General features: G+C 64.1%; 17 protein-coding genes. 2 read left to right on the top strand and 15 right to left on the bottom strand.

Annotated features, from left to right (window positions below; translation table 11 throughout):
• The first annotated feature begins 72 nt into the window (after positions 1–72).
• Both ABWY06_RS14120 and gspD read left to right on the top strand, forming a co-directional pair.
• On the top strand, positions 73–717 hold the full coding sequence (locus ABWY06_RS14120) for a type II secretion system protein N (RefSeq protein ID WP_353926192.1): 645 nt from the start codon (positions 73–75) through the stop codon (positions 715–717).
• Between the two features lie 3 nt (positions 718–720).
• Positions 721–2,667 carry a type II secretion system secretin GspD gene (gene gspD / locus ABWY06_RS14115; protein WP_353926191.1) on the top strand — a complete coding sequence of 649 codons (1,947 nt, stop codon included), beginning with the start codon at positions 721–723 and terminating at the stop codon, positions 2,665–2,667.
• A 413-nt stretch (positions 2,668–3,080) separates the two neighbouring features.
• On the opposite strand, the gene ABWY06_RS14110 is transcribed toward gspD, so the two are convergent.
• The 15 genes from ABWY06_RS14110 to ABWY06_RS14040 all read right to left on the bottom strand — a co-directional run.
• The gene (locus ABWY06_RS14110) at positions 3,081–5,831 is read right to left on the bottom strand and encodes a peroxidase family protein (protein ID WP_353926190.1); all 2,751 of its coding nucleotides are present in this window, start codon (positions 5,829–5,831) and stop codon (positions 3,081–3,083) included.
• 129 nt (positions 5,832–5,960) lie between these two features.
• A complete protein-coding gene (locus tag ABWY06_RS14105; protein ID WP_353926189.1) occupies positions 5,961–8,594 on the bottom strand; it encodes a winged helix-turn-helix domain-containing protein in 2,634 nt (877 codons plus the stop codon).
• Positions 8,595–8,834: 240 nt separating this feature from the next.
• Entirely contained in the window at positions 8,835–9,614 is a 780-nt protein-coding gene (locus ABWY06_RS14100) for an SDR family oxidoreductase (RefSeq protein WP_353926188.1), read from the bottom strand.
• A complete protein-coding gene (locus tag ABWY06_RS14095) occupies positions 9,611–10,822 on the bottom strand; it encodes an O-succinylhomoserine sulfhydrylase (RefSeq protein ID WP_353926187.1) in 1,212 nt (403 codons plus the stop codon). Before ABWY06_RS14095 ends, ABWY06_RS14100 begins: the two co-directional genes overlap by 4 nt.
• A 144-nt stretch (positions 10,823–10,966) precedes the next feature.
• A complete protein-coding gene (purF, locus tag ABWY06_RS14090) occupies positions 10,967–12,472 on the bottom strand; it encodes an amidophosphoribosyltransferase (RefSeq protein ID WP_353926207.1) in 1,506 nt (501 codons plus the stop codon).
• Between the two features lie 53 nt (positions 12,473–12,525).
• Positions 12,526–13,083 (bottom strand): CvpA family protein, encoded by a 558-nt coding sequence (locus ABWY06_RS14085; RefSeq protein WP_353926186.1) that lies wholly within the window; start codon positions 13,081–13,083, stop codon positions 12,526–12,528.
• A gap of 85 nt (positions 13,084–13,168) precedes the next feature.
• Complete coding sequence (locus ABWY06_RS14080) at positions 13,169–13,831, bottom strand: SPOR domain-containing protein (RefSeq protein WP_353926185.1); 663 nt, start codon at positions 13,829–13,831, stop codon at positions 13,169–13,171.
• Positions 13,815–15,122: a bifunctional tetrahydrofolate synthase/dihydrofolate synthase gene (gene folC, locus ABWY06_RS14075; RefSeq protein ID WP_353926184.1), complete on the bottom strand. Its 1,308-nt coding sequence runs from the start codon at positions 15,120–15,122 to the stop codon at positions 13,815–13,817. The genes ABWY06_RS14080 and folC overlap by 17 nt, the downstream gene beginning before the upstream one ends.
• The gene (gene accD, locus ABWY06_RS14070) at positions 15,119–16,003 is read right to left on the bottom strand and encodes an acetyl-CoA carboxylase, carboxyltransferase subunit beta (RefSeq protein ID WP_353926183.1); all 885 of its coding nucleotides are present in this window, start codon (positions 16,001–16,003) and stop codon (positions 15,119–15,121) included. Before accD ends, folC begins: the two co-directional genes overlap by 4 nt.
• 174 nt (positions 16,004–16,177) lie before the next feature.
• Positions 16,178–16,798 (bottom strand): phosphoribosylanthranilate isomerase, encoded by a 621-nt coding sequence (locus ABWY06_RS14065; RefSeq protein ID WP_353926182.1) that lies wholly within the window; start codon positions 16,796–16,798, stop codon positions 16,178–16,180.
• 60 nt (positions 16,799–16,858) lie between these two features.
• Positions 16,859–17,725: a tRNA pseudouridine(38-40) synthase TruA gene (gene truA, locus ABWY06_RS14060; protein WP_502948202.1), complete on the bottom strand. Its 867-nt coding sequence runs from the start codon at positions 17,723–17,725 to the stop codon at positions 16,859–16,861.
• 151 nt (positions 17,726–17,876) lie between these two features.
• The gene (locus ABWY06_RS14055; RefSeq protein ID WP_353926180.1) at positions 17,877–18,152 is read right to left on the bottom strand and encodes a hypothetical protein; all 276 of its coding nucleotides are present in this window, start codon (positions 18,150–18,152) and stop codon (positions 17,877–17,879) included.
• Between the two features lie 240 nt (positions 18,153–18,392).
• Positions 18,393–21,176 (bottom strand): FimV/HubP family polar landmark protein, encoded by a 2,784-nt coding sequence (locus ABWY06_RS14050; protein ID WP_353926206.1) that lies wholly within the window; start codon positions 21,174–21,176, stop codon positions 18,393–18,395.
• Between the two features lie 153 nt (positions 21,177–21,329).
• Positions 21,330–22,340, bottom strand: coding sequence for an aspartate-semialdehyde dehydrogenase (locus ABWY06_RS14045; RefSeq protein WP_353926179.1), 1,011 nt, complete (start codon positions 22,338–22,340; stop codon positions 21,330–21,332).
• A gap of 115 nt (positions 22,341–22,455) precedes the next feature.
• A partial coding sequence (locus ABWY06_RS14040) for an aspartate-semialdehyde dehydrogenase (RefSeq protein ID WP_353926178.1) occupies positions 22,456–23,052 on the bottom strand: 597 nt, incomplete at its 5' end.

The following is a 23,052-nucleotide window of genomic DNA, read 5'->3' as shown; positions in this document are numbered from 1 at the left end:
ACCCGCTAACTGTTATGATCGGCGGCGCATTGTGCAGCACCATAATTACAAGATTTTACCGGAGTCACGCTTTTGCTCCTTTCCGTCGCCCCACGCAGACTCCAGCGGCATGCGCCGCTACTGATCGGCTTGCTGCTGATTGTCCTTATGAGCGTCAGCCTGGCCTGGCAGACCGTGGACTGGATGCGCCTCGTAAGCGCCCCGACACCGACTGTCAGTGTCGACAGCCCGCCCACCCAGGCCACACCCACCAGCGGCCAGGTAACCCCGTTATTTGGCGCAGGCGCTCCGGCCGCCGGCGACAGCGCACCGCCGGCCACCAACCTGCGCTTGACGCTCAATGGCAGTTTCGTCAATGCCGACCCCCAGCGCTCCAGCGCCCTGGTGCAACTCGAGGGCAGCAAACCCCAGCGCTTCGCCGTGGGCGCCGAACTGCAGGACGGCATTCGTCTGCACGCGGTCTACCGCGATCGCATCGAGCTGGAGCGTGACGGGCGACTGGAAACCCTGCCCTTCCCGACGCGCAGCTCGAACCCGGCGCAGACCAGTTATTCCGACCCGAACGCCTACGAGATGCCCGTCGGCCAAATGGACAGCCTGGAAGAAGAAAACGCCGCGCTGCTGCGTGAACGCATGGACGCCTTGCGTCAACAGATGGAGGCCGCCGGCAGCATGCCAGGCGCCGAACCCACCGATCAGCCCATGGAAAGCGACTGACTGATGTTCCCCATTTTCTCGCGCCTGACCCTTGCCCTGCTGGCCGCCGGCCTCGTGGTGACTCCCCTGACCCTGCACGCGGCGATCACCCCCACGCCCGCCGGCGCCAACCAGCAGGAAGACAGCTGGACCATCAACCTCAAGGATGCCGACATCCGCGAGTTTATCGACCAGGTGGCCGAGATCACCGGCGAAACCTTCGTGGTCGATCCGCGGGTCAAGGGCCAGGTCAGCGTGGTGTCGAAAACCCCGCTGACCCTCAGTGAGGTCTACCAGCTGTTTCTGTCGGTGATGGCCACCCACGGTTTTACCCTGATCACCCAGGGCGAGCAGGCGCGCATTATTCCCAACGCCGAAGCCAAGGCCGACGCAGGTGACGGCCCCGCCGCACCGGATCGCCTGGAAACCCGCTTGATCCAGGTGCAGCACAGTGCCGTGGCCGAACTGATTCCGCTGATTCGCCCGCTGGTGCCGCAGTACGGCCACCTGGCCGCGGTGACCTCAGCCAACGCGCTGATCATCAGCGACCGCAGTGCCAATATCGCCCGTATCGAGGACCTGGTGCGCCAGCTCGACCAGAAGGGCGATCGCGACTACAGCGTGCTGAACCTGCAGTACGCCTGGGTCATGGACGCCGCGGAGGTGTTGAACAATGCCCTCGCCCGTGGCCAGGCCAAAGGCGGCAGCGGTACCCAGGTGATCGCCGATGCGCGGACCAACCGGCTGATCCTGCTCGGCCCTCCGGACGCCCGGGCCAAACTGGTGGCCCTGGCCCAGTCCATCGACACCCCGACCACCCGCTCGGCCAATACCCGGGTGATCCGTCTGCGGCACAACGATGCCAAGGCACTGGCGGAAACCCTCGGCGAGATCTCCGAGGGCCTGAAGACGCCGGAGGGCGGAGGCGAAGCGGCCGCCGCCGGCAAACCGCAGCAGAACATCCTGATTCGCGCGGATGAAAGCCTCAACGCCCTGGTGCTGCTGGCCGAGCCGGACACCGTGGCGACCCTGGAAGATATCGTCCGCCAACTCGATGTGCCTCGGGCGCAGGTGATGGTCGAAGCCGCCATCGTCGAAGTCTCCGGTGATATCAGCGATGCCCTGGGCGTTCAGTGGGCCATCGATGCCCGAGGCGGCAAGGGCGGCCTGGGTGGCGTCAACTTCGCCGGCACCGGATTGTCGGTGGGTACTCTGCTCCAGGCCGCCCAGGCCGAAAAGATTCCGGACAAGCTGCCGGACGGCGCCATCATCGGCGTGGGTACCGACAGTTTTGGTGCCCTGATCACCGCCCTGTCGAAAAACGGCAAGAGCAACCTGCTGTCCACCCCCAGCCTGCTGACCCTGGACAACCAGAAAGCCGAGATGCTGGTGGGCCAGAACGTGCCGTTCCAGACCGGCTCCTACACCACCGATTCGGCGGGTGCCGGCAACCCTTTCACCACCATCGAGCGCAAGGACATCGGCGTCACCCTCAAGGTCACGCCGCATATCAACGAAGGTGCCACCCTGCGCCTGGAAATCGAACAGGAAATTTCCTCCATCGCGCCCACCGCCTCGCTCAGCGCCTCGGCCGTGGACCTGGTGACCAACAAACGCTCGATCAAAAGCACCATTCTCGCCGAAGACGGCCAGGTCATAGTGCTGGGCGGGCTGATCCAGGACGACGTCACCTCCTCGGTCTCCAAGGTTCCATGGCTGGGGGATCTTCCCTGGTTAGGCAGGCTGTTTCGCTCCACCACCGAATCCCACGTCAAACGCAACCTGATGGTGTTCCTGCGCCCCAGCGTGGTGCGCGACGCTGCCGGCCTGGCCGCGCTGTCCGGGAAAAAATACAGCGACATTCGCATTCTCAACGACTTGGCGGGCGACAAGAACCTGCTGCCGGCGAACCGTGAGCTGCTGTTCGAGCGCCCCGGCCTGCCCGGCCCGGAGGTCGATCTGCGCGAGTGAAGGACGCCAGCTTCCGGAGCGGCGCGCCTGACGGCCCGCCGCTTTTTTTATGACGAGGATGACGACACCCGGCCCCGCGCACGACAGGTACAAAAAAGCCCCGGCCTGGGCCGGGGCTGCAGCGTTGGCGGTTCTGGGTTCCCGCCTGCGAGAACAACGGTGAAGACTGGCGCTATTGGTGAACCTACAGCGCCGAGCACCCTCGGGCCGAAAGGCATACGACCCTCACGCCGCCCTCAGACAGCCGTCATACCCGCGCAGGCGGGTATCCAGGGTCCTTGTCGCACCGTTGCTCCCGCCTGGGGGAACAACGGTGAAGACTGGCGTTGCAGGTGGGCCTGCAGCGCGTTGCGCCCCACGCCTCAGGCCGGCATTGCGTGACGTGACGCGAAACACGCTAGCAAGACCAGTCTCTATTTATCCTCGTTGCGCTGGTGTTTGAAAAACACCCCGTTGTCGCCAAAGGCCGAGGCGATCAGTGGCGAGGTCAGCTGCAGTTCGCCGATCTTCTGCGCACTGCTGCGCCGTTGGCTGGCATAGCCGCGGCTGATGGAGGGGATCAGCGAGGTCTTGATCTCCATCGAGGTCGCGTACACGTCATACAGCGTGGTACCCGCGGTCAGGCTCAGCAGGTCCGTACGAAAATCGTGCGGGGCACTGGAGAAGCGCGTCCTGAGCTCGCTGCGCGGCACGAAATACAGCTGGGTCGGTGCCTTGGGCTTGGCCACCGGGGTGCCGTTCTGGGCCACCTTGGCCAGGTCGTCCACGCGCAGCAGGGTCGGCTTGAGGCTTACCGCAGAAAACAGGATGGTGGTGCCCAGGGTGTCGTTCACCTCCGGCACCACGTACTGCGACAGCTCGTTGGCGAAGAAATTGTAATTGCTGCCCTGGCCACTGAGGGTGTAGAGCGCCGAGACGTTTTCCGAGGGCTTGCCGTCGACGAAGGCCTTCCAGGCCAGGCCGGGGGCGAAGCCACGGCTGCTCGGATCCTCGGTCAGCGACAGGCGCAGCAAGCCGCTGTCGGCGCCCTGGAACAACCCGGTGTAAGCATGGCCGGCCAACGGCAGAAAACGTACCTTGGCCATCGCGCCATGGGCGTGCAACGGCTTCTGGTACCCGGGCGGCGCGACGTCGTTACGTTCCTTGACTTTCTTCCAGAGGATCGCACCGATCAGCCCACCGACATCCACCTTCTCCAGGGCCGGCAGTTGAGCCGGGGCAAACTGGGTGCGCAAGGCGCCATTGACCCAAAGGTTCTCCAGCTTATTGGCCCCCGGCCAGCTCTCATAATCGGCGGGAATGTTCAGCCCCCAGGGCTTGAAGGCGTTTTCCACCCCGACCAGGCTGGCCGACAGTTGCGGGTTATGACGTTGGAGCACATCGACCATGGTGGTATTTTCCACCCAGTCCAGGCCTTCGGCGGTGTAGATTTCCGGACGGTAGTCCTTGGTGAAGAAGCGGTCGGTCATCAGCCGCCGGGAGGCATTGAGGATAAATACCTGGAATGCCGTTTCACCGAACCCGAAGCCCTCCGGACGCACCGTTTCGGCCAATTGCCCGACCAGGGTGTCGATCTGCTCGATGTCGTTGTTGTACAGGCGCTTGAGCTGGGCCAGGGTGGCCGCGTCCTTGGTCAGGTCCTCGAATTTGGTGATCGGGTTCAGACCGATCTGCCGGCGAAACTCGTTGTAGCGCGGCACTCCACGCTCACGGTCGCGGACCACGTCGATAGTCGCCAGGTCGATATTCCCCGCCAGCGGCACCGACAGGTTGCGCAGGAAATTGGGGTAGTTGTGCAGGGTCAGCGAGCCCGGGTTGGTGATGCCGAAGGAGTACCAGAGGCGGTCGGGGCGCTCGTCGCTGAGCACGTTCTGCGCATCCCGATCGCGGGTGTCCTGCAGTGGGATCGCGCGCGACACCAGGTTCGAGCCGATGTCGTAGACATCCACCTTGTCCCGCAGCAGGGGGTGCATACGGTAAACCGCGACGAACTCCTCGGTGAGGGTATAGGGCACGCCATGGTTGTTCGACTTGGCCGAACCGACCAGCCCGGCCAGGGCATGGTCGAGGGTCGAGCCACCGACACCGTTGGACAGGCGCGGGTCGAAGCCAAGCACGCGTTTGATAAAGGAGTCCGACTTCTCCAGGTCCTCGAGCAGCTGGCGCACCTCCGCCTGGTACTGATCGCGCGGGCCGCGCGAGCCGAGCAGGCCCCACCAGTTGGCGTACATGGCGCGCTCGGTCACCGGGTTGGCGATGATCGCCGGGGTCCATTCCACCGTGTGGATCTTGGCCATCAGCGCGGCATTCACCAGGCGCGCATGGTCGTACAGCCACTGGTCGCTTTGCCCGGGGTATTTTTGCTTGAGCCGGGTGGCGATGGCGTTGTGTTCCAAGGTGAACAGCTGATGCAGCATGCTCAGCCCCACCCACCAGTTCTCGTTGAAACCGGTGACCGGCTTGCCGCTGAGCAGCTCGGTCGGCAGGCTGTTGTCGGCATTGATCTTCAGCTTGCCATCGACGAAGGCGCGCACCTTGTCGTTGGTTTCCTTGTTGCTGCCATACAGCTGCGAGCCGTCCCACCAATGGGTGTTGTGGTTACGGTAGGTCGCCGGGCGGCCGGCCTCGGCGCCGGTACGGGTCGGGTCCGGCTGGGTCCGCTGGATCGACAGGCTGCCCGAGCCGAGCACGTCGCCGGCCGGCAACGGCACTTGAATCGGATCGCCCGTGGCGTTCGGGCCATGGTCCACCCAGTCGTGGATCATAAATTGGATCCAGGCGGCGGCGATAAAATTGAGGCTGGTGGCGGGCTTGAATTCACCGCGGGCCATCAGGCTGTTGCTGACGTCCCGTGGGTTGGGGGTGAGCAGGGTATCGGCCTCGGTCTCGCCCTGGGTCACGGCCGGATTGACGTTGCGGCCAAAACGCCGGTACACCGAGCCTTCGGCCGGGTTACTGAGAATATTGCAGGTACCATCTTCGGTACGGGCCGTGAGGCTGCGTGCGTCGCAGACGATATCGCGGTTGGCCCGCGGATAATCATCGACATCGAACAGGTTGTTCTTCAGCAGCGCCTCACGCTCCATGCTCAGTGCAAGCAGCCCGGCGACGACGCCCAAGGTTCCCAGCTTGGTCAACGCTGGCCAAGTAACCCAGATAGACATGGCATTTTCTCCTTTTTTATTGTTGTACACCCGGAATTGCCAAACGACGGCAGTCGGGAGCTTAAGGAGTCGATGCCCCCCTGCCCCCCCTCCTGGGGAGGGGCAAGGGACGGAAAAGCCTTCCGTTCGTCAGGCCCGGGAGGTGCGCGGCTGCACGCGGAGGATGGCTTCGGTGCGGTTCGAGACGTTGAGTTTCGAGTAGATATTCTTCAGGTGCCATTTGGTGGTCGACAGCGCCACGCCGGTCCGGGCACTGATCTGGGTATTGGACAGGCCATCGAGCAGGAAGGCGAAAATCTGCAGTTCCTTGTCGGTCAGCAGCACCGACAGGTCCAGGCCCGCCGGCCCCTCAAGGGGCTCGCCGGAGATAAATTCGGCGTAGGACGCGCGGTATTTTTCCGGTACGTCCTGCAGGTCGGCCAGGGTCAGCCCCAGTACCCCGGCACCAAAACCGGGGGCTTCGTCGAACACCGAACGGCTGATATTGACCAGCCCGTAGGCATCGACCAGCCGCCCCAGTTCCTGACGCTGGGCCGCCTTGTCCAGCTGCGGGCTGCGGGCCACCAACAGGTTGGCTTCGATGACCAACGCCCGCGCCTTCATCTCGCTGTGGCGCACCGACTCGACCAGTACACTCAACAGGCGACAGGCCCGCACCCGCGCGCCGCGCGCCAGCAGCCAGTGCACGGTGGCCAGGCCGTAACGCTCCCAGGCCTCGTCATAACGCCGGGCGCTGTCCCACTCGCCCTCCGCCAGCCGCGCGCCCAGGCGGTAGTGCTGGGCCAAACTGGCCATCACCGCCAGCTTGCCGCCGACATAGGCCTGGCGCATGCGTTCCTGGGCCAGCTGGCTGACGAAGCGGCCGTAGTTGCCCAGTTGCAGGATGCTCGACAGCTGGTCGAGCAGGCGACTGGCGCGCACCGCCAGCTGACGCCGATGCAACAGCCGCGACAGGGTGATATAGACCGTGGCGATGGCTTCAGTGGCCGAGGAGCTGTTGACCACCGCCATCAGGTCCTCACACAGTTGCTGGGCTGCGGCCAGCTGGTTCTGCTCGTAGAGTGCTACCACCATCGCCGTGGCCCGGTTGACCCAGGCCGGCGACGCGGGGTCGGTACGCTGGTAGTCGCTGTAGACATCCTTGCGCGCGCTGGTGGCGCGACCGGCGTTGCGGTTGCACAGGGCGATTATCAGGTCGGCGTAGCTCTCGAAAAAGCTCTGCCCGGCCTGGGCCAGGAGGGCCTTGCCCTGTCTGGCGCAACGGATCGCCGATTCGAGACGGGCGTCCATCAGGTGGTGGTAGGCGATAATGGTCAGGCTGATGGCGCGGATATTACCCGCCACCCCCGGCTCCAGCAGGGCCTGCCAGCGGTGGTCGAAGGCGAACGCCTGGTCGTGTTGGAACAACTCCAGGTTCAACCAGAGAAATTGCTGGGTCAGCGGCTCCAGCACAGCGTCTCCCTGGTCCGCCCGCTGGCGCAGGGTTTCCAGGTAGTAGCGGGCCTGGTGAAAATGCCGCGACAGGGTCAGGGCACCGATCAAGGGCACCAGCAGGCGCGGCGCGGCCAGCAGCACCGACTCGGCCAGCGGCTCGACCCACTTGAGGATCTCGGCAAACTGGCCGTTGGGCATCCAGGCCGCGCAGCTCTGTTCCAGCAGCGCCTCGAACAACCCCGGCTCGGCACCGCGCTGGGCATGCAGCAAGGCCGTCTCGTATTCCTGCTGCGCCAGGCAGTAACGCGCCGCTCGCGCATTCAACGGACCGATCAGCGCCGGTTGCTCGATGGCCAGGCGACTGCTGAGAAAGTCGTGCAGCAGGGCGTGATAACGGTACCAGCCCGGCTGGCTTTCCACCGGCAGCATAAACAGCTCACGGGCCGACAGCTCTTCGAGCAACAGTGCCGAGCCGCTGCGTTGCAGCACGTGATCGCAGATCGCACCGTCGAATTTCTCGAAGATGGCACTGCACAGAAAGAACGCCCGCAGCGAGGGGGACAGCCCCTTCAGGACCACGTGGCCAAAATAATCGACGATTTCCGGCTGAGTACCGTTGAAGCGCTCAAGCGCGATGGTGCCGAACCGCGCATAGGCCAGTAGCGCCACCTTGACCCCAGCGACCCAGCCCTCGGTCATCGCCAGCAGGCTGCTGACATAACCGTCCGACAGCTGCGGACCGCCCAAGTGGGCATTGAGTTGCTGCACCTCGAGAGCCGACATGCGCAGATCGTGCTGGTCCAGGCTGAGCAGCTGATTGGCCAGTTTCTGCCGGGCCAGGGAAAAACCCGGGTGATTGCGACTGGAAATGATCACCCGGACGCCGGGTGGCAGACACTCCAGCAGGCAGGCCAGCACGTCGAGAATGGCCGGGTCACGCAGGTGCTGGAAGTCGTCCAGCACCAGGCACAGGCCTGGGTCGATACGTTCCAGGGCTTCGGCCAGGTACTCGCCCACCACGCGTGGCGAGAGGTCGGCGGCCACGGGGTTGAACCAGGAAAAATCGAAATCGGCGACCTGGGCACGGATGTGCTCGATCAACCGGCGGAAGAACCGCAGCGGCTCGTTGTCCCGCGCCTGCACCGCGTAATACACCACCGTGCGCCGGGCATGGCCGGCACGCCAGTGCTCCAGCAGGGTCGATTTACCCGAGCCCGCCGGCGCCAGCAGCAGGGTCAGGGGGTACAGCTCACAGCGGCAAAGCAAGTGCAGCAGGTCTTCGCGCAGCACGCCTGCGGGAAATCCTGCGGCCGGTTCTCGGCTGTCCATGCGCAGACACCTTGTGGCTTATTTTTATTGTTAGGGTCGGTCCGCCCAGCGACGCCAAGGATAGCGCCGGGGCAGCCCTCGCCCTGGCGATTCGCGCACCCTCTGATCGTCACCCATCGAAAGTCTGGTGCGCAGCCGTGCTCGCCAGCCCCGAGAACGCCGATACCCCCGGCAAACTCGCCGGCGACGCCTGCACAGCAGCTCCTGCGCGAGTTCAGCGAGGGATGGAACGGCCAGCGTTTAGCCCGGATAAAGCATCCTGCGGCTCATGCCGCCATCGACCACGAACTCCTGTCCGGTGACGAAGGCCGCACGGTCCGACAGCAGCCAGGCCACCAGGGCGGCAACGTCTTCCACCTCACCCACCCGACCAGCGGGATGCTGGGCATGCTCCGCCGCGGACAGCGGGGCTTCGCCGCGCGCGCCCGGGTCGCGGGCATCGATCCAGCCCGGACTGACCGCGTTGACCCGGATGTCCGGGCCGAGGCTGATGGCCAGGGCATGACTGAGGGCCAGCAGCCCGCCCTTGCTCGCCGCATAGGCCTCGCAATCCGGCTCGGACTGGTGGGCGCGGGTGGAGCAGAGGTTGACGATGGCGCCGTGATGGGCGCGCAGGTACGGAGCACAGTACTTGGCCAACAGCAGTGGACCGCTGAGGTTTACCGCCAGGGTACGGTTCCACTGCGCCAGCGTCAGGCTGTCCAGGGGCGGGTTGTGTGGATCGGCGACCGCCGCGTTGCTGACCAGCGCGTCGAGGCGGCCGAACTGCCCGAGCACTTCGGCGACGCCCACCACCACCTGACTCTCGTGCGCCACGTCCAGGCTGACGAACCAGGCGTTGGGCCCCAGCGCCTTGGCCACCCGCGAGCCACGTTCACGATCGATATCGCCAAGCACCACCTGCCAGCCTTCGGTGATCAGCCAGGCCGCGATGCCCAAGCCAATGCCACGGGCAGCCCCGGTGACCAGCGCCACCTTGCCGTTATGTTCGGGGGCTGGCGACAGTGCCCACTCGCTCACAGCGCAGCCAGCCCCCGTGCCAGGTCGGCCTGCAGGTCGACCACGTCTTCCAGGCCGACGGCCAGGCGGATCAGGTTGTCGCCAATGCCCGCCGCGGCGCGCTCGGCCGGCGACAAACGGCCATGGGAGGTGGTGGCCGGATGGGCAATGGTGGTCTTGGTGTCACCCAGGTTGGTGGTGATCGATACCACCCGGGTGGCGTCGATAAAGCGCCAGGCGGCGTCGCGCCCACCGCTCACCTCGAAACTCACCACCGCGCCGAAGCCGCTTTGCTGGCGCAGGGCCAGGGCGTGTTGCGGATGGCTGGGCAAGCCGGCGTAGTGCACCCGTTCGATGCCTGGTTGCCGCTCCAGCCACTCGGCCAGCCGTTGGGCGCTGGCGCAATGGGCCTGCATGCGCACCCGCAGGGTTTCCAGGCCCTTGAGAAACAGCCAGGCGTTAAACGGGCTCAGGGTGGGACCCGCGGTGCGTAAAAAGCCCACCACTTCCTTCATCAGCTCGGCCTTGCCCGCCACCACACCGCCCATGGCACGCCCCTGGCCGTCGATAAACTTGGTCGCCGAATGCATGACGATATCGGCCCCCAGTTTCAGCGGCTGCTGCAGCGCCGGGGTGCAGAAGCAGTTGTCGACCACCAGCAAGGCGCCCTGGGCGTGGGCCACCTCGGCCAGCGCAGCGATATCCACCAGCTCGGCCAGTGGGTTGGACGGCGATTCGACGAAAAACAACCGGGTATTCGGCCGGCAAGCCGTCGCCCAGCCGTCCAGCTCGGACAGGGCGACATAGTCGACCTGCACCCCAAAGCGCTTGAGGTACTTTTCGAACAGGCTGATGGTCGAGCCGAACACGCTGCGCGACACCAGCACATGATCGCCGGCGCTGCACAGGCTCATGACAATGGCCAGGATCGCCGACATGCCGGTGGCGGTGGCCACCGCCTGCTCGGCGCCTTCCAGGGCCGCCATGCGCTCTTCGAACGCACGCACCGTCGGGTTGGTGTAACGGGAATAGACATTGCCCGGCACTTCGCCGGCAAAGCGCGCGGCGGCGTCGGCCGCGGTGCGAAACACATAGCTGGAGGTCAGGAACAAGGCTTCGCCATGCTCGCCCTCCGGGCTACGGTGCTGACCCGCGCGTACCGCCAGGGTGTCGAACCCCACGCCTTCGAGGTCGCTGTCCAGCCGACCGGCATCCCACTCCTGCGTCATGCGCCCTACTCCAGTACCAGCGGTTAGATTGATCGAAGGAGTCGCCAAGGCGTCACTCCTTGCAGCATCGGGGCCGCGGCGGCCACTTTGCACGGCGCGGCCCCATCCGCGGCGACAGTGCAGCAGCGTCGCCGCGTCTCAGGGTCAATCGTTATACAGGCCGATCACCGTGTTGGCAGTCTGGTCCTTGAACTTGGTCGCGTCGTTGCGCGCACGCTCGATCCGGTTCAGGTAGGCCTCGTTGATATCGCCCGTGATGTACTGGCCGTCGAACACCGAGTTGTCGAATCCCTGGATGCTCGGATTGCCTTCACGCACGGCCTCCACCAGGTCGGCAAGGTCCTGGTAGATCAACCAGTCGGCGCCGATCAGGTCGGCCACTTCCTGGGTGGTGCGGTTATGCGCGATCAGCTCATGAGCGCTGGGCATATCGATGCCATAGACGTTGGGGAAACGCACCGCGGGTGCCGCCGAACAGAAGTAGACGTTCTTCGCGCCGGCCTCACGGGCCATCTGGATGATCTGCTTGCAAGTGGTGCCGCGCACGATGGAGTCGTCCACCAGCATCACGTTCTTGCCGCGGAACTCCAACTCGATGGCGTTGAGTTTTTGCCGCACCGATTTCTTGCGTGCCGCCTGGCCGGGCATGATAAAGGTACGGCCGATATAGCGGTTCTTGACGAAGCCTTCGCGGAACTTCACCCCCAGGTGATTCGCCAACTCCAGGGCCGCGGTGCGGCTGGTGTCGGGAATCGGGATGACCACGTCGATGCCGTGCTCGGGGCGCTCGCGGAGAATCTTCTCCGCCAGCTTCTCGCCCATGCGCAGGCGGGCCTTGTACACCGAGATGCCGTCCATGATCGAGTCCGGACGGGCCAGGTAGACATGCTCGAAAATGCAGGGGGCATAAAACGGGTTGCTCGCGCACTGGCGGGTGTGCAACTTGCCATCCTGGGTGATGTACACCGCCTCGCCAGGGGCGAGGTCGCGGATCAGGGTAAAGCCCAGCACATCCAGGGACACGCTTTCCGAGGCGATCATGTACTCCACGCCCTCGTCGGTATGGCGCTGGCCAAAGACGATCGGCCGAATGCCGTTCGGATCGCGAAAACCCACGATGCCATAGCCGGTGATCATCGCCACCACCGCGTAGCCACCGCGGCAGCGTTGGTGCACGTCGCTGACTGCGGCGAACACGTCTTCCTCGGTGGGCTGCAGTTTGCCGCGCATGGCCAACTCGTGGGCGAACACGTTGAGCAGCACCTCCGAGTCGGAGTTGGTGTTGACATGCCGCAGATCCGATTCGTAGATCTCCTTGGCCAACTGCTCGACGTTGGTCAGGTTGCCGTTGTGCGCCAGGGTGATGCCATACGGCGAGTTGACGTAGAAGGGTTGGGCCTCCGCCGAGCTGGAACTGCCCGCCGTGGGGTAGCGCACATGACCGATGCCCATGCGCCCGACCAGGCGCTGCATATGACGCTGATGGAACACGTCACGCACCAGGCCATTGTCCTTGCGCAGGAATAACCGGCCTTCATGGCTGGTCACGATACCGGCAGCGTCCTGGCCGCGGTGCTGGAGGACGGTAAGCGCGTCATACAGCGCCTGATTAACGTTCGACTTACCGACGATACCGACGATGCCACACATCTGGCGCAACCCCTACTCAATGAATCCGGCTAAATGCAAAACTTGCGAAACGTCTATTGCGCCAGTTTAGGCGGCAACAACGCGTCTTGAAACGGCAACTCGGCAGGCGCGGTAATACCGCTGGCGAGCCATTGGCTGGTGAGGCCGAGAATCAGGTTCTTCGACCAGTCGGCGACCATCAGAAAATGCGGCACCAGGCTCGACTCCTGCCACCAGGGATCCTGTTGTACCGGGGCCAGGCTGATCAGTCCGACCAGCACCACCACCAGCAACCCGCCCCGCGCCGCGCCGAAGACCATGCCCAGCAGACGGTCGGTACCGGACAGGCCGGTGACCCGCACCAGCTCGCTGATCAGAAAATTGACCAGGGCGCCGACCATCAGGCTGGCGACGAACAGCAGCGCACAGGCGGCGATGACTCGCGCCGAGGGCATCTGGATGTATTCGGTGAGGTGCTGCGACAGCGCACCACCGAACATCCAGGCCACAACGCCGGCGATGATCCAGGTGACCAGGGACAGGGCTTCCTTGACGAAACCGCGCTTCAGGCTGATCAGACAGGAAATGGCGATGATGGCGATGATCGCCCAATCGACCCAGCTAAATACCACGGTGCGGCCTACCGACGGAAAAGGCGCTGTATTTTAACAGAGCCGGTGCCATCGGGTAAGCACAGGCTGCGTCAGCCCCACCCGATCATCCGCGTTCGGGCTGGAAACGCACGACAAATCCCTTGAGCTTCTGCTGACGGGTCAGTTGATCGCGCAGGCGCTCCGCCTCGGCACGCTCGACCAGCGGCCCGACGAACACCCGGTTCATGCTGTCGACCGAACGGATATAGGCGTTGTAGCCCTGGCTGCGCAATTCTTTCTGCAGTTTTTCGGCGCTGGCCCGACTGGACAGGCTGGCCAGCTGGACCGACCAACTGACCGGCAGGCCATTGGGGTCCAGTCGACTGGCCGCGGTGACGGCGGGTGTGGCGGGGGGAACGGCCACCGGGTTCGGTACAGCCTGCGCGACCGGGGTTGTGACCGGCTTGGCTGTCGACGCTGGTGCGGCCGGGACAGCGGGCGTGGCGGCAGGGGTCGCGACACTGTCCGCGGCCGGCGTCGCGGCAACCGCTTCGCCGGTATCGAGCGGCACCGGTTCTTCCGGCAATAACTGCGGCTCGGGCACCGCAACTGGAGTGACCTGCACTTCGGGCATGCTCGGCGCCGCCGGCATGGCCGGCGCCTCGACCACCACCCGACGCGACTCATCCTCACGTGACAGGATCATCGGCAGGAAAATCACCGCCAAGGCCACCAGCACCAGGGCGCCGACGATACGTTGTTTAAGCCCTTTATCCAGCAAAGCCATCCGCCGCGTCCCCATTGGCGTGCCGAGTCAGCCAATCCAGGGCCTCAGCCACGCAGTAAAAAGATCCGAACACCAGAATTTCATCATAGGGCGTCGCCTGCTCGCACTGCCCCTGCAAAGCCGCCGCGACATCGGCATAGACCGTGACGGACGCCCCCAGGTTCAGCAAGGTCGTCTGCAGCTCCACCGCCGGCCGCGTGCGCGGGGTCGGTAAGGGTGCCACAGCCCAGTGCTGCACCTCGCCGCACAAGGCGCCGACCACGCCCGCCAGGTCCTTGTCGGCCAGCAGCCCGAAGACCGCCAGGCAACGGCCCCGTTCGACCCGCTCGGCCAGTCGCTGCGCCAGGTACTCGGCCGCGTGGGGATTATGCCCAACATCGAGCAACAAAGTGAGGGACTTGCCGCACCAATTTACCTGGCGCCGGTCCAGCCGCCCGGCAATCCGGGTGCCGCACAGCGCCTCGGCCAGGACTGCCGGCTGCCAGGGCAGGTCGAGCCAGGCATAGGCCTGCAAGGCCAAGGCGGCATTTTCCAGCGGCAGGTCCAACAACGGCAAGCCGTGCAACTCCAGTACCGCGCCCGCGGGTGACAGGCCTCGCCAGTGCCAGGCCTGGCTGTCGATCGCCAGGTCGTAGTCACGACCGCGTAGCAGGAACGGGCAATCGAGCCGCGCCACTTGCTCGAGCAAGGGCAAGGGCGGGTCCAGGTCGCCACAAAAAGCCGGCTTGCCGGCGCGAAAGATACCGGCTTTTTCGGTGGCCACGGACTCGCGGCTGTCGCCGAGCCACTCGGCATGATCCAGGCCGATACTGGTGACCAGCGCCAAATCGGCGTCGATCAGGTTGACGGCGTCCAACCGACCACCCAAGCCCACCTCCAGCACCACCGCATCCAGCGCCGCCCGCTCAAACAGCCAGAACGCCGCCAGGGTGCCCATTTCAAAATAGGTCAGGGAGATGTCGCCGCGCGCCGCCTGCACGGCCTCGAACGCGGTACAGAGTGCCGCGTCACTGGCCTGCTCACCGCGGATCTGCACCCGCTCGTTGTAACGCAACAGGTGTGGCGAGCTGTAGACCCCGACACTCAGGCCCTGGGTCTGTAGCAAGGCCGCCAGAAAGGCACAGGTGGAACCCTTGCCATTGGTCCCGGTGACCGTGATCACCCGCGGCGCCGGCCGTCCCAGACCCAATCGTTCGGCGACCTGGCGGGAACGCTCCAGCCCCATGTCGATGGCCGACGGGTGCAACTGCTCCAGGTAGGCCAACCACTCGGCCAGGCTCCTGGCGGTCATGCCAGCGCCGGTGCCTGTTGCGGCGACGGCAGGTGCTGCATCTGCGCCAGTACCCGGGCCAGGCGCGGGCGCAGCTCCTCGCGATGAACGATCATGTCGATGGCGCCATGCTCGAGCAGAAATTCGCTGCGCTGGAAGCCTTCGGGCAATTTCTCACGCACGGTCTGCTCGATCACCCGTGGCCCAGCGAAACCGATCAGCGCACGGGGCTCGGCGACGATCAGGTCGCCAAGCATGGCCAGGCTGGCCGATACGCCGCCATAGACCGGGTCGGTCAGCACCGAAATAAAGGGCACACCTTCCTCGCGTAAACGGGCCAGCACCGCCGAGGTCTTGGCCATCTGCATCAGGGAAATCAGCGCCTCCTGCATGCGCGCGCCACCCGAGGCGGCGAAACAGACCAAGGGACAACGCTGTTCGAGGGCCACGTTGGCCGCCCGTACAAAGCGCTCGCCGACGATCGCCCCCATCGAGCCGCCCATAAAGGAGAACTCGAAGGCACAGGCGACCACCGGCATCGCCAGCAGGGTGCCACGCATGGCGATCAAGGCATCCTTTTCGCCGGTCTGCTTTTGCGCGGCGCTCAAGCGGTCCTTGTATTTCTTGCTGTCACGAAATTTCAGCCGGTCGACCGGCTCCAGCTCGGCGGCAATTTCTTCACGGCCGTCCACATCAAGGAAGATATCGAGCCGGGCACGGGCACCAATGCGCATGTGATGATGGCATTTGGGGCAGACATCCAGGGTCTTTTCCAATTCGGGACGATAGAGCACCGCCTCGCACGAGGGGCACTTGTGCCAGAGCCCTTCGGGCACCGAACTTTTCTGCGTCTCGGAACGCATGATCGAAGGAATCAGCTTATCGACCAGCCAGTTACTCATGCTTAGTTCTCCCAGAACAGTTGATCCGGGCCCGCCAGCGGACTAAACCGCGCGGGCCCCTCGAGCGAATTCACGGATGCAGCGCCACGGCCGTGACCGCGGTCAATACCAGCGCTGAGCGCAGCGACTGCAATAGGTGAATGGACGGCCACCGGGCGCCGACCGTCACATGGCTCAGGCACCGCGCACCTCGCGCAGGAACGCGCGGATCTTGTCGGCATCCTTGATGCCCTTGCCGGCCTCGACGCCACCGCTGACGTCGACCCCATAGGGGCGGACCTGGCGAATGGCCTGGGCGACGTTGGCGGGCGTCAAGCCGCCGGCGAGAATAAGGGGCACCGGCAGATCCGCCGGAACCAGCGACCAGTCGAAGGCTTCGCCGGTACCGCCCGGTACGCCTGGGACATAGGTATCGAGCAGGATCCCCGCCGCCTCAGGATAGGCACGGCAGCGCGCGGCAATGTCATCACCGGGCGCCACCCGCAGCGCCTTCAAGTACCGTCGGCCGTGGCCGGCGCAATCGGCCGGGGTTTCATCACCGTGAAACTGCAGCAGATCGAGGGGAACCGCGTCCAGGATTTCACCCAATTCGCAGCGACTGGCATCGACGAACAAGCCGACCGTGGTCACGAAGGGCGGCAAGGCCGCGACTATGGCCCGCGCCTGGGCCAGGGTCACGGCACGCGGGCTGGGCGCATAGAACACCAGACCGATCGCATCGGCACCGGCCGCTGCGGCTGCCAGGGCATCCTCGATACGGGTAATGCCGCAAATCTTGCTCCGAACCACTGACACGTTGCAGGCACCTACCGGGAAAGGCCTTGAATGGTAGCAAATGCGCCGGCACCTCGCGCCTTAAAAATCGAGGCCTCCCGCATGCCCCTCCGCACCCGGCTCGGTCGGCATGAAGTCCGGCAAGGCCGAGAGAAAATGTGGACCGATAAACCGCTGCGGCAGGCTGAACTCCGACGGATACTCGACTTGCACCAGGTACAACCCAAAGGGATGCGCCGTTACGCCACCGGCACGCCGACAGCGCCCTTCGAGCACCTCCTGAATCCACTCCACGGGCCGCTCACCGCTACCGATGGTCATCAGCACGCCGGCAATATTACGCACCATATGGTGCAGGAAGGCGTTGGCGCGAATATCCAGTACGATCATCTTGCCATGCCGTGTCAGGTGCAGATGATGCAGCTTCTTGATCGGCGACTTGGCCTGACACTGACCGGCGCGGAACGCCGTGAAATCATGGGTACCCACCAGATAGCGGGCGGCCTGCTGCATCCGCTCGACATCCAGCGGCCGATGATTCCAGGTGATCTCCTCGGCCAGGTGCGCCGGGCGGATCTGATCGTTGTAGATCACGTAGCGGTAGCGCCGGGCGACAGCCTTGAAGCGGGCATGAAAATGCGCCGGCATCACTTGGGCCCAGGCCACGCTGATGTCCGGCGGCAAGTTGATGTTGGCGCCCATCACCCAGGCCTTGAGCGAACGCTCAGCCCGGGTGTCGAAGTGCACCACCTGCCCGCTGGCATGCACGCCGGCATCGGTACGCCCGGCGCAGAGCAGGGAAACCGGCGAATCCGCGACCCTCGACAAGGCTTTTTCCAACACCTCCTGCACCGTCGGCACGCCGGAAGCCTGGCGCTGCCAACCCCGGTAACGCGAGCCCTTGTATTCGACACCCAGGGCGATTCGATGGAAACCGGCGGCAGCCACTTCGTCTGCCGTTGGGACTGGAGCATTCAAGGAGTAAGGACCCTAAGTCGTCTGCGATAACGCCCATTATACGGCGCGACACCCCGGCCGCCATGCCCAGTGTGCTCGAGCGCGCCGGCACCTCCTGCCCCTCGACGTTCGTCGTGGCGGCTTATCGGGCGCGACGTGCGTTACCTTGCAGTCTCTCGAGGATGCGCTGGGTGGCCTGCTGGGCCCGCACTTCGGCACCCCGATGGCGAGCCAGAATCGCCACGGCATACAGCAACTGGCCTTGAGCGAAACGGCTCATCCGCTCCCAATCCTCCAGCAACGCCGCAAAGATAGCCTCTCCCGCCAGATCAGGATCCTGGGGGACGGGTGATACCGCATGGAGCAGGTAGTGTTGAACGGCCTTGATCAGCAAGCGCCGGCGGATTTCCGTATCCATGATCCCATCCTCTCGAGTCGTACCGGGGCAAACGCGGCGCCATTCAGGCAGTCCCCATAACGACTTGACCCTGGACGAGGCATTCCGTTCTCCCCGGCGACATCACTCCTAGCAAGCCTGCAGTCAGGGCCGCAGAGCCTCACAACGCAGCGTACCGCAGTCGTGGGGCGCGCCGCTGCGTCGATCACAGAAACAAAAACGGCAGCCTATTGGCTGCCGTCGCATCACTACTGCTGCCGATCAGGCAAGGCGGGCAAGCAACTCGCGCGCTTCGCCTTGCTGGCCCTCGCTGCCTTCGCTCATCACTTCATCGAGGATGTCACGGGCACCTTCGGTGTCGCCCATATCGATATAAGCCCGCGCCAGATCCAGCTTGGTCGCGGTTTCATCGGTACCCGAGAGGAAGTCAAAATCGTCATCCCCATCGAGCTCCGAAGAAGCGGTCGCCGGCACGGAATCGAAGGGATCGAGCTCGACGGGCTGATCCAGCCGGTCGGACAACTGATCGAGCTCGGCGGTCACATCATCCAACTGAGCGGAGAAGCTGTCGGCCGATGGGGCTTTCGGCGTTTCCTCGCCCAGCGACAGATCGAAGTCTGCAGGCAGGTCGAAATCAGTATCAGCGGCTTGAGCAGCAGGCTGGGCCGAGGAGAATTCACTGCCACCGGCGGCAACAGGTTCGTCGTCCAAACTGAGCAGGAAGCTGTCTTCCTCATAGCTGGTGGTCTTGGCGCCATCGTCAAGATCAAGGCTGAAATCCGACAGGTCATCGCTCAGGGACTGACCCGGGGCATCCAGATCGAAGTCGAAATCCTGAACATCGCTGCTCGCCGCGGGTTTGGAGAAGTCGAGCTCAGCCCCCAGGTTACCGGCAGGTTGAGACGTGGCCGCGGCCTGCAGATCACGATCCAGATCGGCCTCCAGGTCATCCAGGCTCAGATCGAAGGAATCGTCGGCTTTGGCCAGATGCGGCGACGCGGGCTCATCCAGGGTCAGATCATCCAGGCTGAATGCGTCCAGATCATCCGTGGCCGCCGCGGCGGCGAAGCCACCCGCGGCGCCCATCACCACCATTGCCGGGTACTTGGCCTTGAGGGATTCGATTGCGGCGCTGGAACCGCCAATTTCACGCAACTCGTTCTCCTGACGGACGAAGCCGTCGCGGTCACCGAGTTCGGCATAGACCTCCATCAACTTGACGCGCAGATCACCGCGCTGAGGTTCGTCGTTAATGGCGTTATGCAGCAGTTCCGCAGCCTGATTGAAACGGCCGTAGGCGATATAGATATCCGCCTCGCCCAAGGCATCACCGGTCTGGGCAGTGACACGCTCGTCCGCTGCGGCAATGGCGGGCGCCGCCGGGCTGTCGAGTTCGTCGAAATGATCGCCACCGTGCAGCGTCATATCATTGTCGAAGTGGCTGCTTTCGTCGTGGCCGGACAAGCTGTTTTGCAACTCGGCTTCTTTCAGGGCATTACGCCGCGAAAGCACCATCAACACCACCAACAACAACAACAGCGCGCCGCCACCGATGATACCCAGCATCATCGGGTTGGCCAGCAGTTCGTCCACCAAGCTCAATTGAGCGGCTGCCGGAGGCGTTGCAGGCGCAGGCGCAGGCTCTACGGCTGCCGGCTGCTCGGCAACCGGGGCAACAGGCGGCACGGCGGCAGCCGGCTCACTGGCCGGCTGCTGGTTGTTGGTGTTGTCGGCCGCGTTAGCGGCCGGCTCCTCGTAGTTGTAATCCGGAGCACCCGGCGGGGTCGCCGCCGGCGGCTCTGCCGAAGCCCCCGGTTCCACCGCCGGGGTCGCTGTCGGTTCAGGGGTCACGGGTACGGCCGCCGGAGTTTCAGCCGGTGTCTGCTCAGTCGGTTTGCTGCCCTGCGCGGCCATGTCGGCCTGCAGCTTGGCAAGCTGATCGTCCTTCAACTGAATCAGGCGCTGCAGCTTGTCCAGCTGGCTCTGCAGGTCGCCCATGCGGCCTTTCAACTCTTCGTTTTCACGACGGGTCGAATCCAGGCTTTCCTTGGTGACGGCCAATTTATCGTTGAGCGCCTTGCTCTCAGCCACGTTGCCCTTGTCGCTACCGGTAGTCGATTTACCCGACTCGGCAGAGACCAGCTTCAGGTTATCAGCAGCAGTTGCCTCGGCAGGGGCCGCACCGGCGGTGGTGCGTTTGGTCGCATCGATCTGGCGACTGTCTGTACCAGCCACACCACGGCCTTCACGCCAGGCGCTGTTTTGGCCGGCCACCTGGGCCAGCGCTTCGGTCTGCGAACGGACCTTGGTTTGCTGGGCATCGGGGATACGCAGTACTTGGCCGTTTTTCAGACGGTTGATATTGCCACCGAGGAAGGCATCGGGATTGAGATCCTGAATCGCCAACATGGTTTGATGAACGCTGCCACCGGTGTTGACACGTTCGGCAATTTCCCAAAGCGTATCGCTGGACGTGGTCTTGTACTCGTTACCCTCGAGCTTGCCGGCCGTGCTGGCCACGGCGGGCGTAGCAGGCCGCGATGCAGGAGTAGCGGCAGTCGGCGCCCGAGGCGTGCTACCGGCCTGAGTCCGCGGCGCGGCCACTGGCATTTGCGGCGCCACGGCCACCGAGGTCGGCGTGGAATAAAGGGGCGGATCCAGTAACAGGGTGTATTCGCGCAGCAGACGGCCGTTGGGCCAGAGCACTTCCACCAGGAAATTCAGGTAGGGCTCACGCACCGGCTTGCTCGAGGTGACGCGAATGACGCTCTTACCGCTGGGCTTGAGCACCGGCGTGAACTTCAAATCAGTCAGGAAATACTGACGATCAACACCCGCCTTGGTGAACTCTTCGGGAGTGGCGAGGGTCGGGATCAGCTCGGCGGAGCCCAGGTCGCGCACCTCCAACAACTCGATTTCCGCCACCAACGGCTGGTTCAGCGAAGACTTCAGGGTGACTTCCCCGAGGCCAAGCGCATGCGCCATACCGGAGGTCAGCGCCGAAGCAGCCGCGATTGCCAGCACCAGTTTGCGAACCCGAACCATAGCGTTATCCCTTGTTTTATCTTTTTTTCTCGGCGTGCGAGAGGGTCTTATAGTTGCTGCCTGCTCCACCTTGCGGTGGTTCCCCATTCAGCAATCAGCTCAGCCAGTATTGCCAAGCTAGAATGATTCTTCAAATTTCCGGGTAAGTATCTTTTACAGATAGTGTTTTATCAATAACTCAGCGAGTTGCACAGCATTCAGAGCGGCGCCTTTTCGCACGTTATCAGACGCAATCCACAAATTGACCTGGGCTGGATCGTCCAACCCGGCGCGTACCCGCCCCACATAAACCACATCCTGCCCCACGGCGTCACCGACTGCGGTGGGGTAATCGCCTTTTTCGACCCATTCCAGGCCGTCCGCGGCGTCCAGCACCTTCTCCAGCGCCGCCAGGTCGACAGCAGCCTTGGCTTGTAACGACAGACTGAAGCTGTCGCCAAAGAAAACCGGCACCTGAATACAGGTCGCCGCCACCTTCAGGTCTGGTAAGGCCAGGATCTCTTTAAGCTCCTCGCCCAAGCGTCGCTCCAGCGCAGTATGGCCAGAGTCGTCGGCGGCGCCCACCTGCCCCAACAAATTAAAGGCAATTTGCCGATCGAAGAATCGCGGCTCCAGGGGTCGCACGTTCAGCAACTCGGTGGTTTGCCGGGCCAACTCCACCACCCCTTCCCGACCCTGGCTGGATACTGCCAAACAGGCGGTGACCGTCAGCCGTTGCACGTCGATCAAGGCGCGCAAGGGCGCGAGCACCACCGCCAGGGCCACAGCGCTGGCACTCGGACTGGTAAGTGTATAAGGGGCGTGCAAGCTGTCCAGACGCTTCGCATTGGCTTCGGGCACGATGCGCGGCGCTTGTTCGGCGGACAAAACGCCGGCCAAGTCGATCACCGAACAGCCGGCCGCTCGAGCTTTGGCGGCATAGGCGCGCGTCGCGCCCTCACCCGCGGCAAGAAAAACCAGGCGCACCTGAGCGAAATCGAACGTATCGACCTCGCGCACCCGCAAGTTCTTGCCCTTGAACGGCAGCGATTGCCCGGCTGACTCGAGGCTGGCCAGCACATGCAGCGTACCGATGGGAAACTCGCGCTCTTCAAGCACCTGCACCAGGGTTTCCCCCACCGTGCCGGTGGCGCCGATCACGGCGATATCGAAGAGCGGATTCATGGACACAACCTTGGAGGAAAGCGGGCACGCACTGTACCCGCGTGCCGCCGCCCAGGCAATCCAGCCCGTCAGATAAGGGCGCCCCGTTCGAGCAGGACCCGCAACCTCGCCAGGCTTAACGCTCCAGCAGGATCCGCAGCATCCGCCGCAAGGGTTCGGCAGCGCCCCACAACAGCTGATCGCCCACGGTGAAGGCGCCCAGGTATTGCGAACCCATGTTCAACTTGCGCAGACGCCCTACCGGAATGTTCAGTGTGCCGGTCACCGACGTCGGGCTCAGCTCCTGAATGCTGGCCTCGCGGTTGTTCGGCACCAGCTTCACCCACGGGTTGTGCTGACTGATCATCCCTTCGATGTCCGCAATCGGTACATCCTTGTTCAGCTTGATGGTCAGCGCCTGGCTGTGGCACCGCATCGCACCGATGCGCACGCAAATGCCGTCGACCGGAATCGGGCTCTTGAAGCGGCCCAGAATCTTGTTCGTCTCCGCCTGCCCTTTCCACTCCTCGCGGCTCTGACCGTTCGGCAGCTCCTTGTCGATCCACGGAATCAGACTGCCCGCCAGCGGCACGCCGAAGTTCTCGGTGGGGAAACCCTCGCCGCGCATCGCATCAGCCACCTTGCGGTCGATGTCCAGACTCGCGCTGGCAGGGTTTGCCAGTTCGTCGGCCACTGACGCAGTGATCGCGCCCATCTGCTTGATCAGCTCACG

It is taken from the genome of Pseudomonas sp. (assembly GCF_040514055.1).
Classification (GTDB): domain Bacteria; phylum Pseudomonadota; class Gammaproteobacteria; order Pseudomonadales; family Pseudomonadaceae; genus Aquipseudomonas.
Note: the sequence above shows the minus strand (reverse complement) of the source record. Positions and strands in the feature narration are given on the sequence as shown.

What these genes read in the sequence shown, in the direction of transcription:
- gspD (WP_353926191.1), top strand. Translation starts at nt 721, where the DNA reads ATGTTCCCCATTTTCTCGCGCCTGACCCTTGCCCTGCTGGCCGCCGGC.
- ABWY06_RS14110 (WP_353926190.1), bottom strand. Translation starts at nt 5,831, where the DNA reads ATGTCTATCTGGGTTACTTGGCCAGCGTTGACCAAGCTGGGAACCTTG.
- ABWY06_RS14105 (WP_353926189.1), bottom strand. Translation starts at nt 8,594, where the DNA reads ATGGACAGCCGAGAACCGGCCGCAGGATTTCCCGCAGGCGTGCTGCGC.
- ABWY06_RS14095 (WP_353926187.1), bottom strand. Translation starts at nt 10,822, where the DNA reads ATGACGCAGGAGTGGGATGCCGGTCGGCTGGACAGCGACCTCGAAGGC.
- purF (WP_353926207.1), bottom strand. Translation starts at nt 12,472, where the DNA reads ATGTGTGGCATCGTCGGTATCGTCGGTAAGTCGAACGTTAATCAGGCG.
- ABWY06_RS14080 (WP_353926185.1), bottom strand. Translation starts at nt 13,831, where the DNA reads ATGGCTTTGCTGGATAAAGGGCTTAAACAACGTATCGTCGGCGCCCTG.
- folC (WP_353926184.1), bottom strand. Translation starts at nt 15,122, where the DNA reads ATGACCGCCAGGAGCCTGGCCGAGTGGTTGGCCTACCTGGAGCAGTTG.
- accD (WP_353926183.1), bottom strand. Translation starts at nt 16,003, where the DNA reads ATGAGTAACTGGCTGGTCGATAAGCTGATTCCTTCGATCATGCGTTCC.
- ABWY06_RS14055 (WP_353926180.1), bottom strand. Translation starts at nt 18,152, where the DNA reads ATGGATACGGAAATCCGCCGGCGCTTGCTGATCAAGGCCGTTCAACAC.
- ABWY06_RS14050 (WP_353926206.1), bottom strand. Translation starts at nt 21,176, where the DNA reads ATGGTTCGGGTTCGCAAACTGGTGCTGGCAATCGCGGCTGCTTCGGCG.
- ABWY06_RS14045 (WP_353926179.1), bottom strand. Translation starts at nt 22,340, where the DNA reads ATGAATCCGCTCTTCGATATCGCCGTGATCGGCGCCACCGGCACGGTG.